Source organism: Leuconostoc lactis KCTC 3528 = DSM 20202 (assembly GCF_014651235.1).
GTDB lineage: Bacteria > Bacillota > Bacilli > Lactobacillales > Lactobacillaceae > Leuconostoc > Leuconostoc lactis.
Genome location: NZ_BMWM01000007.1, coordinates 47965 through 64561 on the forward strand (window position 1 = coordinate 47965; position 16597 = coordinate 64561).

Below are 16597 nucleotides of genomic sequence, written 5' to 3' on the forward strand. Positions count from 1 at the left end.
GTGTCCATACCGTTACTTAATATCAACATATGTCACACCAAACAGTGCGGCCAAATCAGCTAATTGTTCAGAATCAATGGCAAAGGTCAACGTTGTGTGATGACCACCACCAACTGACAACCAAGCTTCAACACCTTGCTTTAAGCCACTCTTTGGCGTCCACAATTGCTTAGCCACTGGCAAGAATGGTGTTTCAGATTCTGGCTTGTTGCCAACCACGTCATAGCTGATCAACTTGAATTCATCACCGTAGTCTGCCAAAGTGACGTCCAACGCATCACCTGTGCGACCAGTGAAGACCAGACGTGCTGGATCATCCTTACCACCGATACCAAGGGGATGCACTTCAACGCGTGGCTTGTCTGACGCAATCGTTGGATCAACTTCTAACATGTGTGAACCAAGAATGGCTTCATGTCCTGGACGCAAGTCCAATGTGTAATCTTCCATGAAGACCGTTGCTTCATTGTTAGCCATGATCTTAAGCAAGCGTGTCAAGGCAGCTGTCTTCCAGTCCCCTTCACCCGCAAAGCCGTAACCTTCAGCCATGAGAAGCTGTACGGCAAGTCCTGGTAGTTGTTCCAAGCCAACCAAATCTTCGAAGTTGGTTGTGAAACCAGAATAGCCCTTTTCGTCCATGAATTGCTTCAAACCAAGATATTCACGGAGTTGATACTTGACGTTGTGTTCAAACTTTTCTGGTGTATTCTGACCAACGACGTAATCATATTTGTCTTGTAAGTCGACATAAAGTTGATCAACCGCGGCGTCATCGACGGCGTTAACATAAGCGACGAGATCACCCACACCCCAGTAATCAACTGTCCAGCCGAACTTAATTTGCGCTTCGATTTTGTCGCCATCTGTCACGGCCACGTTACGCATCTTGTCCGCAAATGTGACAATCTTAATCTTGTAACTTTCGTTGTAGGCGACTGCGACTGACATCCACCTGCCGATTTGTGCTTGAACAGTTTCATCTGCCCAGTGACCAAAGATAATTTTGTTGTTCAAACGCAAGCGCGCATTGATAAAGGCGTATTCACGATCACCATGAGCTGATTGGTTGAGGTTCATATAATCAAAGTCAATTGTGTCATAAGGAATCGTGTTCAACATTTGTGTGGCCAAATGTAAGAGTGGCTTATTCAGCAATTGTGTCCCGCGAATCCAATTCTTTGCGGGTGAAAAAGTATGTGCCCAGGTGATTACCCCTGCGACAGAGTCATCATAGTTGGCTTCTTTCATGGTTTCGGTAATGTTTTCCGCTGTCACACCCACCGTCTTGAATTCAATCGGATAAGGTAAGACATTTGATGCGTTTAACTTGTCAACAATTTCACGAGAATTTGCTGCTACTTGATCTAATACATCAGATCCATAAAGAGATTGAGAACCTGTCACAAACCAGAACTTATAATTTTCCATCACTGCCATTTTAATATCCTTCTTTTTTTATTGTTTATAATTTTATGAGCGTCATTAACCGATCTATCTAGAATTTGTCGTGTTAGTGTAACCGCTTACAAACATAATATAAAATATTTGTCCGTATAAGTCAATAGGTTATTTTTTTGTCATACGATTAATAATTTAAAAAAATAAAGCCTGACGCTGGATTACGGCGTCAAACTTTATTTGAAAAACTTATTTTTTTGTTGGTTTTATCACAATTCCTTGGTCAGATCTTGTACCGAATCACGCACAACCAGTCGTGGTTCATAACAAATCGACTCCACTTTGTGATGCTTAATTTGTTGCAGGAGTAAATTAGCGGCATCACGCCCCATGCGCTCCTTTTCGTGCGACATTGTTGTCAGTGGTGGCGTGACGTAACGCGACATCTGGAAATCATCAAAGCCCATTACCGACACGTCTTCTGGCACGCGTAAACCTAAATCATGCGCTAAAGCAATGATTTGAATGGCTAACTGATCATTATAGGCAATGATGGCTGTTGGCCGCAGCTCCGGACTGCGCATTAAAATGTCGTTAATGTGATGGAGTACCTGTGTAGTTTCGTCAGACTTATAAATCACTGGGGTAAATTCTGTTAAGAGTTCGGACTGTTCTTGATAGGCACGCATAAACCCATCGAGACGGTTCACACCTTGCCGGTCATCCACTTGGAATGCCCCCACAATCCGCTTATGCCCCTTCTCCATGAGGTATTTTGCAGCCTGATAAATCGCTGCCTGATCATCACTGATCACTGATACCTCATCGAAATTCGGATAAGTGGCGTTGATAAAAATCATCGGTACGCCATCTTCTCGTAATTTGTCATACAAATCAATATTCGGCGTTGCGGTAGCACTGCGTGTTGGTTCAATAATTAAACCAGCCAAGTTCTGCTTCATCATGTTAATGAGGGCGATACGTTCGCGCTTCGGTTCATTATGCGTGTTAGCCAAAATCAATGAATAGCCATTTTCACTGATGACTTGATCGGCACCATCAATAATCGCTGGAAAAATGTACGACGCCACGTGGGTCGACAAAATCCCAATGACACTCGGCGCCTTATCTTGTTTTCGCTTGGCTTGCCAATCAGCGACATAAGAACCACCGCCCTGCACCCGATAAACGTAATGATCATTTTCTAAATCCGAGATGGCCCGGCGAACTGTATAACGACTAACAGAAAATGCCGCCATCATTTCACTTTCGGTCGGTAATTTTTGTCCCTTCACCAATTCGCCATTCAAAATTTGTTCTAAAATGTGATGTTTTAAGATTTCATATTTGCTCGTCATACCATGTCCTATGAACAACCCAGTAATTCGTCATACCACTGAGTTGTTCGCATTCCTTTTTCGTGATGTGATGAATAAATTAATAACGTGATAACGCATAGTCGATTGTACCACTTTTTCACCCAATCATCAGATAATTTGATCAGATGCTGTTGGCCAAACGCATGGGTTAGCGTGGCAAAATAGTCACGATTACTGATAGTCGCCTTACTCTGCTGGTTGGGGTCGCCAATAATAAAGACCCGCGTGTGGCGTGCCGCAAAATAACGTATTAAACTGTTCACATGTCGAATGGATAACTTCTGTGCATCGGTGATGATCACGACATCATACGGCTGTAAACGTTGGCGCTTAAGCTTCTTGAAGAACTGTCGTTCAGGTAAAATATGCCAGCCATACTGCCGCCGCAGCGTCGCCTGTGCCGATTTTAGCGCGCCAATATGAACCAATAGGACCTGCCCCTGTTCACGCAGGATTTTCACCGTATCATAAATCATCAACGTCTGCCCAACACTGGTCGCTGCTTTCACAGCATAAATGCCTGGTTTTGGCGTGACTAATAATTCAGCCTGTAATTGTTGCTGTGGCTGCATCAATAAATACTGCCCTTTGAGAAATCTCGCCAATTGCGTGAAAGGCGAAACTAAATAATCCGCCACTCGTAATACGTCGTCCAAATTGGCCACTACAACGCTTTTAAATCCCATAACCGCTTGATAAAACACCGATGTCTGCCAACGCTTATCTTGTAAGTCAATCACGTCCAGCGTGTCTTGGTCGGTCAGATGATAAATCCGATCCAAGTCTGAATTATACGTAAATAAGGCAACGTGCGGACTGGCCAGCGTTAAGTAATAACGATTATTGCGTAATTGTTTATGGATTTTTTCAATATCGTAATGCACGTCACTCTTGAGTTCAATGTTGATGATGTGGCCTTCGGCATTAATGAGCAACATATCAAACTCTTTACTAATCGGCGGGACAGCATAATCCACATACACCGCTTGCCATGCGGGTAGCGCAACCGGAAAATGCGCGACTAAGCGCGTGATTCCCATTAATTCCTGCTCACGAATCATGTTGTGCGCCAACTTTTCCAAATATTCTGACGCCTGTACTTGCTGGTAAGAAACACTAAGTTGGGTTAAATTGATTGCTTGCTGTTTGGCCATCCTGTCCCTTTTCCACTTTGTCATACGATTACTCTCAGTATATCAAAGTTACAGCGCATAAAAAAATACTTAGCTGTCGTCAGACAACCAAGTATTTTTAGGGTTCGAGTTGATAACCCGTTACTTTAATTAGTTTTTTAAACCATCGCGTGACATAACGTGTGGCCAACATTTCAAGTCCTAATAACACCTGTGCTGGTCGCATCAAAATGTATCTCAATAGCTTATCAATCAGAATCGCGCTAATCACAATCACGGCCATCACGAAGAACGAATAACCAATGAAGGCTGGTGTTGCGCCATAGCATTCGCAAAGTCGCGCACATGGAAAATGTTCTGCCACAGCGTATTGTGAAATGGCTCGTAGTCTTGGATCAAATAAATCGCGACTGCGGAACTACCCATCCAGTTAATCAGACGATTACCACGCGGTTGGCGTTGAATCGTCTGACTGAAAATATAAGCCGCTACAATGAATGCCAGTGGCGAACTCCCCGTTACAAAGTAACTCGTTGCGTCGGCAATGGCTTGACTCTCTGGTCGGTTATTCCCCACCAAATCACTCAACCCAATTGACAACACCGCAATCACAACCGTGACACCTAGTAAGACCTTAAGTAGCGTGGACAATCGCTTTGACACGCCATACATTCTCAGGTATAACCCAAAGAAGAATACCGGTAGCAAGTCCGTTAATTGACTCCCCCAGCCCTTCAAAAACGTCGGTAACACCATAAAGATTAAGACACCCAGTGCAATGAAACTCACAGCTTGGGCGCGCCGTAAGTGGCCGAGAAATTGTGATAAATAACCCGAAAAAATATACAAAATGGCATAAATTGTAATGAACCAATACATGCTCCGAATTGTTGGAAACACCGAACGCCACATCAAGTCAGTATTAAATTGCAACTGTCCACAAACCAGTAAAATAATAAACAATCCGAGCGCGTAAAACCGCACCGTATTGGTTAATTGCCAAACCTTCTTAAATGTCGGTCTGGGATTAATGGCAAAATAGCCAGTGATCAGAATGAACAAATCCACCCCAATCTTCCCAAATAATTCTAAAAACTGTAGCCACACCGTATTCGGGTGCACTGTATGAACATCACCACCAATAAAGTAACCCCAAATAGCAAAATGGTGCACCGTAATAAATGCCATTGCGATCAATCGCAATAGCTCAATATTTGAATTTCTCTTAACCATCAACTTAATCCCAACGTTCTCATCACGTTTTATACTATTATTTTTATTATACGTGATAATGTGTGGGTTGTCATAATAGATTAAGAGATAATAATTGACTATCGACGAAGCAAATCTAATATTTCTTGCTTCTCATTAGTTGAATATAGATATACACTCATTACAATCATGAAAACAGATGCTTTCAATGCAAAACTATATATATAATTTGATGGATCAAATAATTCTTCCAATTTTAAGCATACAAACATGACAACGGCTAGAAATATTCCTGATTTAAAAAGTGATAAAAATTTAAACAATGAATATTCTAAAGACCTTACGATCAATTGATAGAAATTCCAGAAAAATCCTAGTAAGAAACCAATTGATAAACACACAGCAACATTGTTAACACTTCCCATAAAGGTTCCAATCAAAATAAATGAAACTAAATTGATTGCACTAACTAGTCCTGTAAAAAATAATAATCTCGTTTGATTTCTTGCTTGGAAGATTGCTCCAGTTGTTGATATTGTCATTTGACACCATACGGTAAGTGCTAAGTAAGAAAAAGGTAACACTGCACTATTCCATTGTGAGCCAAACATAATCATGATTATTTGTTCAGAAGACAAGCTAAGAAATATCGATAATGGCAAACCAATAGTTGCTAGAATTTTGATTATTTTAAAATAAAAATTTCTGATATAAATCACATCATCCTGATATTCCGACAGCACCGGTTGCATAACCGGATTAATCACATTTAAAAACATTTGATTGGGCAACATAAGTAACTGATATGCCTTATTATAGTTAGCTAGAGCACTTGCGCCTATAAATTTTCCAATCAAAATATTGTCAGAGTTTCTGGAAAAATAATTAATAAAATTAAAGCCAAATTGATTTTTGGAAAAATGAAATATTTTTTTTATAGGCTGAACATTCCAATTACTAGAAAATGATATTTTTGAATAAAAGAAATTCAGTGTCAAATTAACCATTGCTGAGGTTATAACACTATATATCAGTGCGTATACACCAAATCCTAAAAAGGAGAAAGAAATTCCAACAATTGCGGAACAGAAATTCGCAATAATTAAATTCACATTAACAATTTTGAATCTTAACTGTTTAAGCAGCACCGCAGTCGGTACGACATTTAATCCATTAAAAAAAACTGAAATTGCCTGTACCCAAGTTAGTTTAATATATATATCATCACCATACGCATACGCTAAAAATTGGCCAAAAAACCCGAATAATATTGCCATACCCATCGCAAGTACAAAAGAGTAGTTAAAAATTACATTGATATCTTTTTCGGATAACCTTTTATTTTGGATAATTGCTGGTCCCATTCCCGACTCGACCATAAGTTGAAAAAAGATAATAAAAACTTGCATAATAGCTACGACACCATAATCTTCTGGTGTTAATAGTCTACTTAATATCATATTTACAATTAATTGGACAACAAAATTACTATATGTGCCAAAAAAAGTAAACAACATTCCTTTACCAAAATTATTCAAATTTATACCTTCTAAGCTTTCTATTGTAAAATTTTTTCCCACTGTTTTATTATGCTATCTAGTTGAAGGCTCTTTGCTCTTTGAAGCGATTTAACAGCGTATTCTTTTCTTAGTTGAATATCAGAAATCATACGATTTAGTTCTTCAGAAAATAGTTCCACATTACCTTGCTCAACTAATTTACCATATTTTCCATTTTCTAGAACTTCATTTGAACCACCATTTTCGAATGATATAATCGGTAATCCAAAATTCATTGCTTCTGCTAAAACTAAAGGAAAACCTTCCCATCTTGAAGTCATAATATAAATCGATGAATTTTTATAATGATTTTGTAACTCAATTCCATTTAAAGGTCCTCTTAAAATAATTTTATCCTGGACACCATGTTTTTGAATTAAATTCTCAACTTCTAAAATATCTTTAGGTGATCCAGTTCCTGCAATTGCAATTTTCCAATCTGATGGAATTGTCTTAGCAATCAGAATTAAATTATCAATCCCTTTATGTTCAATTGCGTATCGACAAACTACGGATATTATTTTCACATTTAATTCAGAATTTCCAATTGTATTATCTAAGGTAACTGGATTATAAATTCTTTCAACATTTTGCGATAATTCTAGAACTTTCTGCTTACCGCTTTCAGTTAGAACAACGACACTATCTGCGCTTTTTATTGATAACACTAATTCCTTTTTTTGTCTCTGATAATACTTGTTCAGGTATATATCAAAATCATTATGAATCCAAATAATGATTTTTAATTCCGGAAAATCATTTCTTAAATACTGTCCAGTTAAAATTCCCCAACCACCAGACAGTATCACAGTCTGGATATTTTTTTGGATAATATATTTTTTGATTTTACGATAAAAAATATAATTTTCAAAAGCTAAATTCGAATTCAAACCCGTTATTCGAAATAATTTTGAAAAAACTCGAACGAATCGATATTGTTGTTTTGAAATTCCAATCAATGGTTCTTCAGCTAAATAAAAGTTTTCCTTTGAAAATATGCTTAAAAATTCAACATGATGTTCATCCGAAAAATTTTGACCAATTTTTGCAGTTACTCTTTGAAGTCCTCCAACACCAAAATCATCCGCCACAACTAAAGTATTTACCACTATAGGATCCTCTCTATTACTTCGTTCATTATTAGAATTGGATTACGCAGCAAGCTGAAATCTTTTCCAGACATTTTTGCATAGATAGGTATTGTCACTATTTTTTATTAAACCTATCTATGATCCTCTATTAATCTAAAATCACTCTCACCTACAAACAATAATTTATTTATTGAATAATCACAATCATGAACATATATGATAATTCCGCCTAAACAAAATAAATATTACCCCAAAAGTGGTAATATTTATTTATATTTTTAGTCACGACGATATAAGTCACGTGTGTAGACCTTATCTTCAACGTCACTTAACAAGTCATCCCAACGATTAGCAATGATAACATCTGATTCCTTTTTGAATGTGTCAAAGTCATGAATGACAGCTGAACGATAGAATTCATCTTCTTTAAGTGTTGGTTCATAAACCACTACTTCAATTCCCTTTGCCTTGATACGCTTCATCACACCTTGAATTGAAGAAGCACGGAAATTGTCACTACCTTCTTTCATTGTTAGACGATAAATACCAACCTTCTTAGGGTCACGCTTAAGAACCTGATCAGCAACAAAGTCTTTACGTGTTGTGTTTGCGTCAACAATACCTTGAATAATATTGTTCGGCACATCTTCAAAGTTTGCCAATAATTGCTTCGTATCCTTTGGCAAGCAGTACCCACCATAACCAAATGATGGGTTATTATAATGACTACCAATACGTGGATCTAAGCCAACACCATCAATAATCTTTTTAGTATCTAATCCACGGACTTCTGCATAGGTATCTAGTTCATTGAAATAAGCAACACGCATTGCCAAATAAGTATTAGCGAACAACTTGATAGCTTCTGCTTCAGAACTCTCAACAAATAGTGTTGGGATATCCTTATCTACTGCGCCATCAATTAGCAACTGTGCAAACTTTCTTGCACGTTCTGAATCTTCACCCAAAATAATTCGAGATGGATGTAAGTTATCCAGCAAAGCCTTACCTTCTCGCAAAAATTCTGGTGAGAAGATAATATTTTCTGTCTGATACTTTTCTTTAACACTTTCTGTATACCCAACTGGAATAGTTGACTTAATAATCATCAAAGCATTTGGATTAACCGCTAACACTTCTTCAATAACAGCTTCAACAGCTGTTGTGTCAAAATGATTGGTTTCCGTATCGTAATTAGTTGGCGTAGCGATAACAATAAATTCGGCATCTTTATAGGCTGCCTTACCATCAGTGGTCGCTAATAAATTCAATTCTTTGTTTGCCAGAAAATCTGAGATTTCATTATCTTGAATTGGAGATATGCCTGCGTTAATTAAATCAACTTTTTCCGGAATAATGTCGACTGCTGTGACCTTATTGTCCTGCGACAATAAAGTCGCCAATGATAAACCGACGTACCCTGTTCCTGCAACTGCAATATTCATTTTTTCTCTCCTTTTTCTCAATTGTCCAATAATAAATTATCAGCTACTCAAACTCAATTGATAATTTACTATTAAACAGCCTATTGGTTATTCTCAGCGTACTTGGCTTCAACTTCGGCCTTTTCACCTTGCCACCAAGCTTGGTTATCGACATACCATTGAATGGTATCTGCTAGGCCGGTTTCAAAGTCCGTATACTTTGGTGTCCAACCGAGTTCTTCACGCATCTTGGTCGCATCAATAGCATAACGCAAGTCATGCCCTGAACGATCTTGCACAAAGTCAAAGTCGTCTTCGGCCTTGCCCATATCCTTCAAAATAGCACGCAAAACGGTGATATTGTCCTTTTCACCATCGGCACCAACCAGGTAAGTTTCGCCAATCTTACCCTTAGTCAAAATCGCCCAAATGGCTGTCGCATGGTCATGCGTGTGAATCCAGTCACGCACGTTCTTCCCATTACCGTACAACTTTGGCTTAATGCCACTCAAAATGTTCGTCACCTGACGTGGGATAAACTTTTCGATGTGTTGGTAAGGGCCATAGTTGTTTGATGTGTTAGAAATGGTCGCTTGCAAGCCAAATGAGCGCACCCAAGCACGTACTAATAAATCAGACCCAGCCTTTGTTGAAGAATAAGGACTTGATGGGCGGTATTGTGATTCAGGTGTAAACTTTTCACCAGCACCTTCGCCATGACCTGGCAAGTCATCACGCAATGGCAAGTCTCCATAGACTTCATCAGTTGAGACGTGGTGGAAGCGCTTGTTGTACTTACGCGCTGCTTCAATCAACGTGTACGTGCCAATAATGTTGGTTTGCACAAAGGGTGATGGATCCTTTAGTGAGTTATCGTTGTGTGATTCGGCAGCATAATGAATCACAGCGTCTGTTTCAGCGACCAATCGATCGACCAATTCGGCATCGGCAATGTCACCAACCACTAGCTTCACGCGGTCTTCAGGCAAACCAGCCAAGTTTTCCTTATTGCCGGCATAAGTCAACTTATCCAACACGGTTACAAACACGTCGGGATGTTCTTCCACAATGTAACGCACGAAGTTCGCCCCGATAAAGCCAGCGCCACCAGTTACCAAAATATTTTTATAGTCAGTCATGTTTCTCTCCAATTATAATTGTTCAGATTGCAAAGCCACTACGTCTTTGAGCAAGGGATGGTTTTTATCCGCTTCGCTCACTTCAGCGTGAGCAACGTCGGCCCATTCAATGCCTAAGGTTGGGTCAGCATAGTTCACAAAAGCGTACTTTGGCTTTAATTCTAAGGCCCAGTAATCGTTCACCAAATATGAATAAGACACGGTTTCACTCAAAACTTGGAACCCATTAGCCACCCCACGTGGCACAAAGATACCCTTGCTAGCATCAATAACCGTTTGGTAGACGTGGCCAAACGACTCGCCGGCACGCAAATCAACCCAAGCACCTAAGACTTTGCCGTTGTCTGCCACTGAGATGTACTTATCCCAAGGTTCTGCGTGCAAACCACGCAAAACCCCTTGGCGTGAGAAAGACACGTTGTTTTGCAACTTGCCTTCAGCAAAAAAAGATTCCGGAAAGCCTAGTGGCACCATCTTTTCTTTTTGGAAGTTTTCTTTAAACCAACCACGGTTATCCCCGTGAACCGGAATGTCAAATTCAATCATGCCGGGAATTTCTGCCACTTGGCGGGCTGCTAACGGCTTTTCAAAAAATTCAGCTGTCATGTTGTCTCCTTTACTTTAAGCGGGCTTGTTCATCAGCTACCAAACGCAGCAAATATTGACCGTAATCGTTTTTCTTGAGTGGTTGGGCTAAAATTTCAAGCTGTTCAAGCCCGATGTAGCCCATTCGGTAAGCAATTTCTTCCAGTGATGCCACTTTAAGATTTTGTTGCTTTTGAATCGTGGCAATAAAGGATGACGCTTCGAGCAAAGATTCATGCGTTCCTGTATCTAACCAAGCATAACCACGGCCCATGACTTGGACATCCAAATCACCACGGTCCAAGTAGGCTTGGTTAATGTCAGAAATTTCAATTTCCCCTCGCGCTGATGGCTTCACATTGGCAGCAATTTCCACCACGTCATTGTCGTAGAAGTACAAACCAGTTACGGCATAGTTTGACTTTGGGTGTTCTGGCTTTTCAACAATCGATAAAGCCTTGCCTTCTTCGTCAAATTCCACGACGCCAAAACGTTCTGGATCATGAACTTGGTAACCAAAGACGGTAGCCCCAGTAGTTTTTTGTGCGGCAGCTTGTAGTTTTTCCGATAAGCCAGCGCCGTAGAAAATGTTATCGCCTAATACCAACGCCACCGTGTCATCACCAATAAAATCAGCCCCAACAATAAAGGCGTCCGCCAACCCACGTGGTTCTTCTTGAATGGCATATTCAATGTTCAAGCCTAAGTCATGGCCATCACCAAACAATGATTCAAATTGGCCAACATATTCTGGCGTTGAGATCAACAAAATTTCTTTAATACCGGCCAACATCAAGACTGACAAGGGATAATAGATCATTGGCTTGTCATAAATCGGCACCAATTGCTTACTGGTCGCTTTGGTAATGGGATATAGTCGTGTGCCGGAACCGCCGGCGAGGATAATACCTTTCATGGTTAGGTCTCCTTATTATATTATTAAAACAACTGGAATTTTAAAATGAAAAAAGATGCAATACTTGCTATACAATGCACATTTACACTTTTATCAATTTTTTATTATCCGATCTGCCTTGAGGTAATTTTTTTAACTAAATAGATTAATACCTTCGCAATACTTTTTATAAAAAGCAATGGATATTTTAGCGAAATTATTTTCAAAATCCTAAGAATTTCTTTGTTTTTTTCAGAAAATGATAATTCATTATCAAACAGAAGAGATCGCAATATTACTTTAGAATAAAAATTAGATATTGCATAATCTGACATGGTGTTTTGATGCTTTTTTAACCATGTTTCAGTATATTTCCATCTTTGTTTTGTTCCAACTGATGTGCCAACTTTATGAACTGTATAATATGTAACGACTTTTGGTAAAAAGTCAATTACCACATTAGGTATTCTTTCCATATTTACAAGCCAGTCCCAATCTTGGTGTTTAATGATTGATTCATCAAATTTATTTTTCAAAAAAAGGTCACGATTTCCAAAAAAACTTGATGTTTGAATGAAACCGTTTGATCCATCAAAAAAATAATCTAATATACTTTGATTATGCTGAATACCTACCGTCGGATGTGTTGTATCAGATACTATCCCTTCCTTTAAAAAACGAGTTTGACCAAATGAAAAATAATACTGACCCTTCTCATGATTTAAAGCAGCATGAACTTGTAATGCTATTTTATCAGTTGTCCATACATCATCATCATCCATTAACGCAATATACGAACCACTTGCTTTAGCTACACCGATATTTCTCGAAACATTAGCATTATGGGCACCAGCAGCAGAGTACACTGTTACTTTTTTTAATATGTCATGATCAAATTGCAAATTTTGATCAACAACAACTATTATCTCTATATTGGGATATGTTTGCGACGCCACACTTTTAATCGCGTTAACTAAATATTCTTTCCCCATACTGGTAATTACTACAGATACTAGCGGCTCTTTCATTTTTTATATTCTCCTTAGGACTATAAATAACTAATAATTGAAGTGACAGTTGGAAGTATTAAATTCGAATAAACCAACTTGCTCGACCACCAAAGTCCCATTGCTCCAATACCAATAATTCCAACAAATGTACTTAATGATAGATAGCTTCTTTTATGTTCCTTTGAAAGTATGGCCATGAGAATTAAAATTAAAATCCACTCATTTCTTAATAATCTAAAGAAATTGAAGTTAACCGAAATCAAAAGAACCAATAAATAATTAAATTTTTCTATCCCAGTTAAAACTGCCAAACTAAGTGAAGAATTTTGAATTTGACTTTTAATTTTGTACTCTCGAATTAAAATCACTAAGACAGTTATAATTACGGCTAATTGTATTGAATAAACATATAATTCATGTCCTGTAACTTGTCCTCCACCTTTAGCATCACTTTGTAAGTATCCTTGGACAAAGTGAACTGGCAATATTGATTGTACTCGATTTAATATTGGTGCCATAGTATAATGAGCCGCAAAGAAAATTAATAATGTGGAAAAAAAAGTCTTTACTGCCACCAAAAATGAAGAACTTTCTGTTCCTATTTTTTTAGGATTTGACATATAAAATTTACAAAAAAGTAAGATAAATATATATAAAAAACCACTAATTTGTACCGATCCAGCAAGGATAATCATTAAAATAAAGAAAATACTACTTTTCTTTGTAGGGCCTGTCTTAAGTAGCAAGGCTAGTCCAATAAAAACAATACCAAACATGATAGTGTTCCGAAGTTGAACCTGATCAATGAAAAATGTAGAAAAAAAGTAACCAACGAGTACTAAACTCCAGTCTTTGCTTATTTTTCTAAAACCGTACCAAAAAATAAATGTTACGATAATCAAAAAAGTCCATCGTGTTTGATCAAAAGAAAAACCAAAATCACTAAACGTTCGCAATAACCAAATAAACCCTGATTCCATATCTACACTATTTGGATTTTCAAATGCATATAAGTATGCCTCATAATCGTTATTCATATAAATATCGTGAGGCACAAGAAATATTATCCAAATCAACAAAGCCAAGGAGATATAACTTGATACAATATTTTTTTTAAAAATGCCTACGCATATCACACAAAGCATAATAGCAACTATCATACATTCATCTTCCTTGACTGTAGATATCGAACAATAATAGCAATTCCCATTTTTATCCGATTAGTTATTCGACGATAAAAAGATATTTTGAAATATCCAGTTAAATTATTTTGATGTCGTCGGTATAATACCTCAACATTTTTAGATAATATAACTTCTCCACCTAACATTTCGTTAACTAGTCCAATCCATTGATCATGCATAGCTATTTGCCTTGGAAACGGTAAAATGTATGGCTTTAGATTAGAAGAAAATGCCATCATTGCCCCTATGTATGTATTTTTTGTTAGATTGGACATAATGCCACGTTTAAAGGGAATTTGTTTCACACCGTCATCTTCCCCAAATTCATTAATAGTTTTATGCTTAGAATGATAAACAGCAAAATTTTCTCTTCCTTCAAAAGACTTCCTAATGTTACCTAATCGCCAGTTTTCCCAAATGTCGTCCTGATCCGCTAGGACAATTATGTCCCCTTTTGTATTTTTAATTGCAAACTCAAAGTTTTTGATTACCCCATTTTTTGGACCTTGAATTAAACGAATTCTTGGATCCGAAAATTGTAAGATTATGTTGATAGTTTGATCGGTGGAACCATCATCAGAAATCACTAACTCATCATCGTTGCTCATCTGTGAAAGAATCGATGATATTTGTTCTTTTATATACGATTCACCATTGTAGCTGGCCATTGCAATGCTAATGTTCTTCATTAGAAATCATCCTTTTAAAAAAAAGTAAACTTCTGTACCTTAAAGACAATTTAAGGGCGTGTCTAAAAACGGATAAATAAACTGAACTTCCATAAATTTTAGAATAAATTTTAGAGTCATTCAAATAGGTTTCAAACCTTTTAGAAGCTTTTGTTATGTTGTACTCATTATCAGAAAAATTTTGAAGTAAGACTACGGGAATTGTTTCTATGGTAATTTTATTTAACGATACTTTGTTAAAAAAATCGTGATCGACATAGTCAAGAAATAAATCTTCATCAAATCGAATTGTTTCAAATATTTTTTTTGATACACACATTCCAGAGTTTATAGCGCTAAATTCAGGAATTTTATCAAAATTAAACAACCTTTTCTTTCTTGAAATTGGTGAAATTTTTTTTTCATCAGCATTTACTTCTGGAACAATAATTTGACTTTCAGAATTTAATTTCGAACTCAGTACGGATATAAAATTATTAGGAATTTCTGTATCTTGATCAAAGAAAACAATAAAATCGTATTGTTTTTTGACTACTTTTACTGCATCATTATAGGTTTTCCCAAGGCCTAAATTGTCTGTCTTGATATAGTTAATCCCCATTACTTTTGAGGTATTTCTATTTTCAAAAGATATATCTTCATTTGAACTATTATCAAATACATATATTTGGTTACTATCGATTTGATTCCTAATCGCAATCAATGATTCAGATTTATCAACAGTAACATTATATATAATTAAACATACTGCTAATGATACGCGCGGTACTGTTTCATTTTTTACCAAAGTTTCCATCCCCACTTATTCATGTACTTACACAAACTCGTCACCATAATTAAACTATACTTCATATTCCTTGAACTAGCTCTCTCCCAACTGTGAATAACGTTAACCGTTGGTACAAACATAGCTGTCGAGATTTCATTTATTTTTCTCGTTAAGTCACTGTCTTCATAGTACATGAAATATCTCTCATCAAATCCATCTACTAATTTGAAAATGTCTGTTCTAACCATCATAAATGCTCCTGAAGCATTTTCTATAGGTAAAATCTTATTGTAACCTGTGCTTTTATTAACAAATTTATCCTGTCTTCGACTAAAAACACTATTTCCTAAAAATCTTATAGCCGCATCGAAAACAGTGGGTTGATTTCTGAACAAATACTGAATTGTCCCATCAGTATTTAAAATTAACGGCGACAATAATCCGATTTTCGAATTTTCATCCATAAATTTTATCATTCTATTTAATATTATTCGATTTGGAATACTAATATCAGGATTCACAATAAAATGGTATACAGAGTCGAGTCTATTAAGAACTTGATTGTGTCCAAATCCAAATCCTGAATTTCTAGACTTAATAATTTCAAGTCCCTTTATGTTCATATTTTTTATTACTTTTACAGTTTCATCGCTTGATTCATTATCTATAATAAATATTTTGAAACTATACTGATCATCTACCGCTTCCACAATTGAACTAATGGTATTCGCAATGATATCTTCATTATTATGTGTAACAATAGCAAAAGATAGGTTGTTACGCTCTTTCATTTTTCATTTTCCTTGTTTAACTGACCAGTCTAATTTATGGTTTTTTTATCTTCCATCTTTTCAATGACGTCTTTAAAGATACCGTCACGTTTTATAACTGATACCAAAGTTTCAATTATTAATACAACATCGAGTTGCATACTTAATCGACTAGCATATTTAGCGTCATAGGCAGCCTTATTTTCATCAGTAATATTATTTCGACCATTTACTTGGGCTAACCCAGAAATACCTGGCCTAACTTGATCGGCACCGCTTTTTTTACGTAATGGCAGATTGCAAGAAATAACTTGAACGAATTTAGTGACGTAGATTAAGTAAGAAGATCTCGATTGGTGT

16 protein-coding genes are annotated in these 16597 nt (G+C 37.1%); all 16 read right to left on the bottom strand.

Translation table 11 applies throughout. The features are described 5' to 3' along the window. Window positions 1–12: 12 nt before the first annotated feature. Entirely contained in the window at window positions 13–1437 is a 1425-nt protein-coding gene (gene araA, locus IE039_RS03340; protein ID WP_189428724.1) for an L-arabinose isomerase, read from the bottom strand. Window positions 1438–1667: 230 nt separating this feature from the next. Next, window positions 1668–2756, bottom strand: a complete 1089-nt coding sequence (locus IE039_RS03345; protein ID WP_189428725.1) for a GntR family transcriptional regulator — start codon at window positions 2754–2756, stop codon at window positions 1668–1670. Between the two features lie 8 nt (window positions 2757–2764). Further along, entirely contained in the window at window positions 2765–3931 is a 1167-nt protein-coding gene (locus IE039_RS03350; protein WP_189428726.1) for an AAA family ATPase, read from the bottom strand. Window positions 3932–4192: 261 nt separating this feature from the next. After that, on the bottom strand, window positions 4193–5143 hold the full coding sequence (locus IE039_RS03360; RefSeq protein ID WP_019040948.1) for an acyltransferase family protein: 951 nt from the start codon (window positions 5141–5143) through the stop codon (window positions 4193–4195). 98 nt (window positions 5144–5241) lie between these two features. Beyond that, on the bottom strand, window positions 5242–6702 hold the full coding sequence (locus IE039_RS03365; protein ID WP_019040949.1) for a lipopolysaccharide biosynthesis protein: 1461 nt from the start codon (window positions 6700–6702) through the stop codon (window positions 5242–5244). Beyond that, entirely contained in the window at window positions 6681–7790 is a 1110-nt protein-coding gene (locus tag IE039_RS03370) for a glycosyltransferase (protein ID WP_010002297.1), read from the bottom strand. The genes IE039_RS03365 and IE039_RS03370 overlap by 22 nt, the downstream gene beginning before the upstream one ends. A gap of 260 nt (window positions 7791–8050) precedes the next feature. Then, the gene (locus tag IE039_RS03375) at window positions 8051–9217 is read right to left on the bottom strand and encodes a nucleotide sugar dehydrogenase (protein WP_010002298.1); all 1167 of its coding nucleotides are present in this window, start codon (window positions 9215–9217) and stop codon (window positions 8051–8053) included. Window positions 9218–9297: 80 nt separating this feature from the next. After that, a complete protein-coding gene (rfbB, locus tag IE039_RS03380) occupies window positions 9298–10335 on the bottom strand; it encodes a dTDP-glucose 4,6-dehydratase (protein WP_019040950.1) in 1038 nt (345 codons plus the stop codon). Between the two features lie 12 nt (window positions 10336–10347). Then, window positions 10348–10941, bottom strand: a complete 594-nt coding sequence (locus IE039_RS03385) for a dTDP-4-dehydrorhamnose 3,5-epimerase family protein (RefSeq protein WP_189428729.1) — start codon at window positions 10939–10941, stop codon at window positions 10348–10350. 10 nt (window positions 10942–10951) lie between these two features. Next, on the bottom strand, window positions 10952–11836 hold the full coding sequence (gene rfbA / locus IE039_RS03390; RefSeq protein ID WP_010006537.1) for a glucose-1-phosphate thymidylyltransferase RfbA: 885 nt from the start codon (window positions 11834–11836) through the stop codon (window positions 10952–10954). Window positions 11837–11940: 104 nt separating this feature from the next. Continuing rightward, window positions 11941–12843: a glycosyltransferase family 2 protein gene (locus IE039_RS03395; RefSeq protein ID WP_010006538.1), complete on the bottom strand. Its 903-nt coding sequence runs from the start codon at window positions 12841–12843 to the stop codon at window positions 11941–11943. A gap of 20 nt (window positions 12844–12863) precedes the next feature. Continuing rightward, on the bottom strand, window positions 12864–13985 hold the full coding sequence (locus IE039_RS03400; protein ID WP_010006539.1) for an EpsG family protein: 1122 nt from the start codon (window positions 13983–13985) through the stop codon (window positions 12864–12866). Then, window positions 13982–14698, bottom strand: coding sequence for a glycosyltransferase (locus tag IE039_RS03405; protein ID WP_010006540.1), 717 nt, complete (start codon window positions 14696–14698; stop codon window positions 13982–13984). Before IE039_RS03405 ends, IE039_RS03400 begins: the two co-directional genes overlap by 4 nt. Beyond that, on the bottom strand, window positions 14685–15494 hold the full coding sequence (locus IE039_RS03410; RefSeq protein ID WP_010006541.1) for a glycosyltransferase: 810 nt from the start codon (window positions 15492–15494) through the stop codon (window positions 14685–14687). Before IE039_RS03410 ends, IE039_RS03405 begins: the two co-directional genes overlap by 14 nt. Continuing rightward, entirely contained in the window at window positions 15479–16258 is a 780-nt protein-coding gene (locus IE039_RS03415; RefSeq protein ID WP_010006542.1) for a glycosyltransferase, read from the bottom strand. The genes IE039_RS03410 and IE039_RS03415 overlap by 16 nt, the downstream gene beginning before the upstream one ends. A gap of 29 nt (window positions 16259–16287) precedes the next feature. Further along, the coding region (locus IE039_RS03420; RefSeq protein ID WP_189428730.1) for a sugar transferase at window positions 16288–16597 on the bottom strand (310 nt) is incomplete at its 5' end.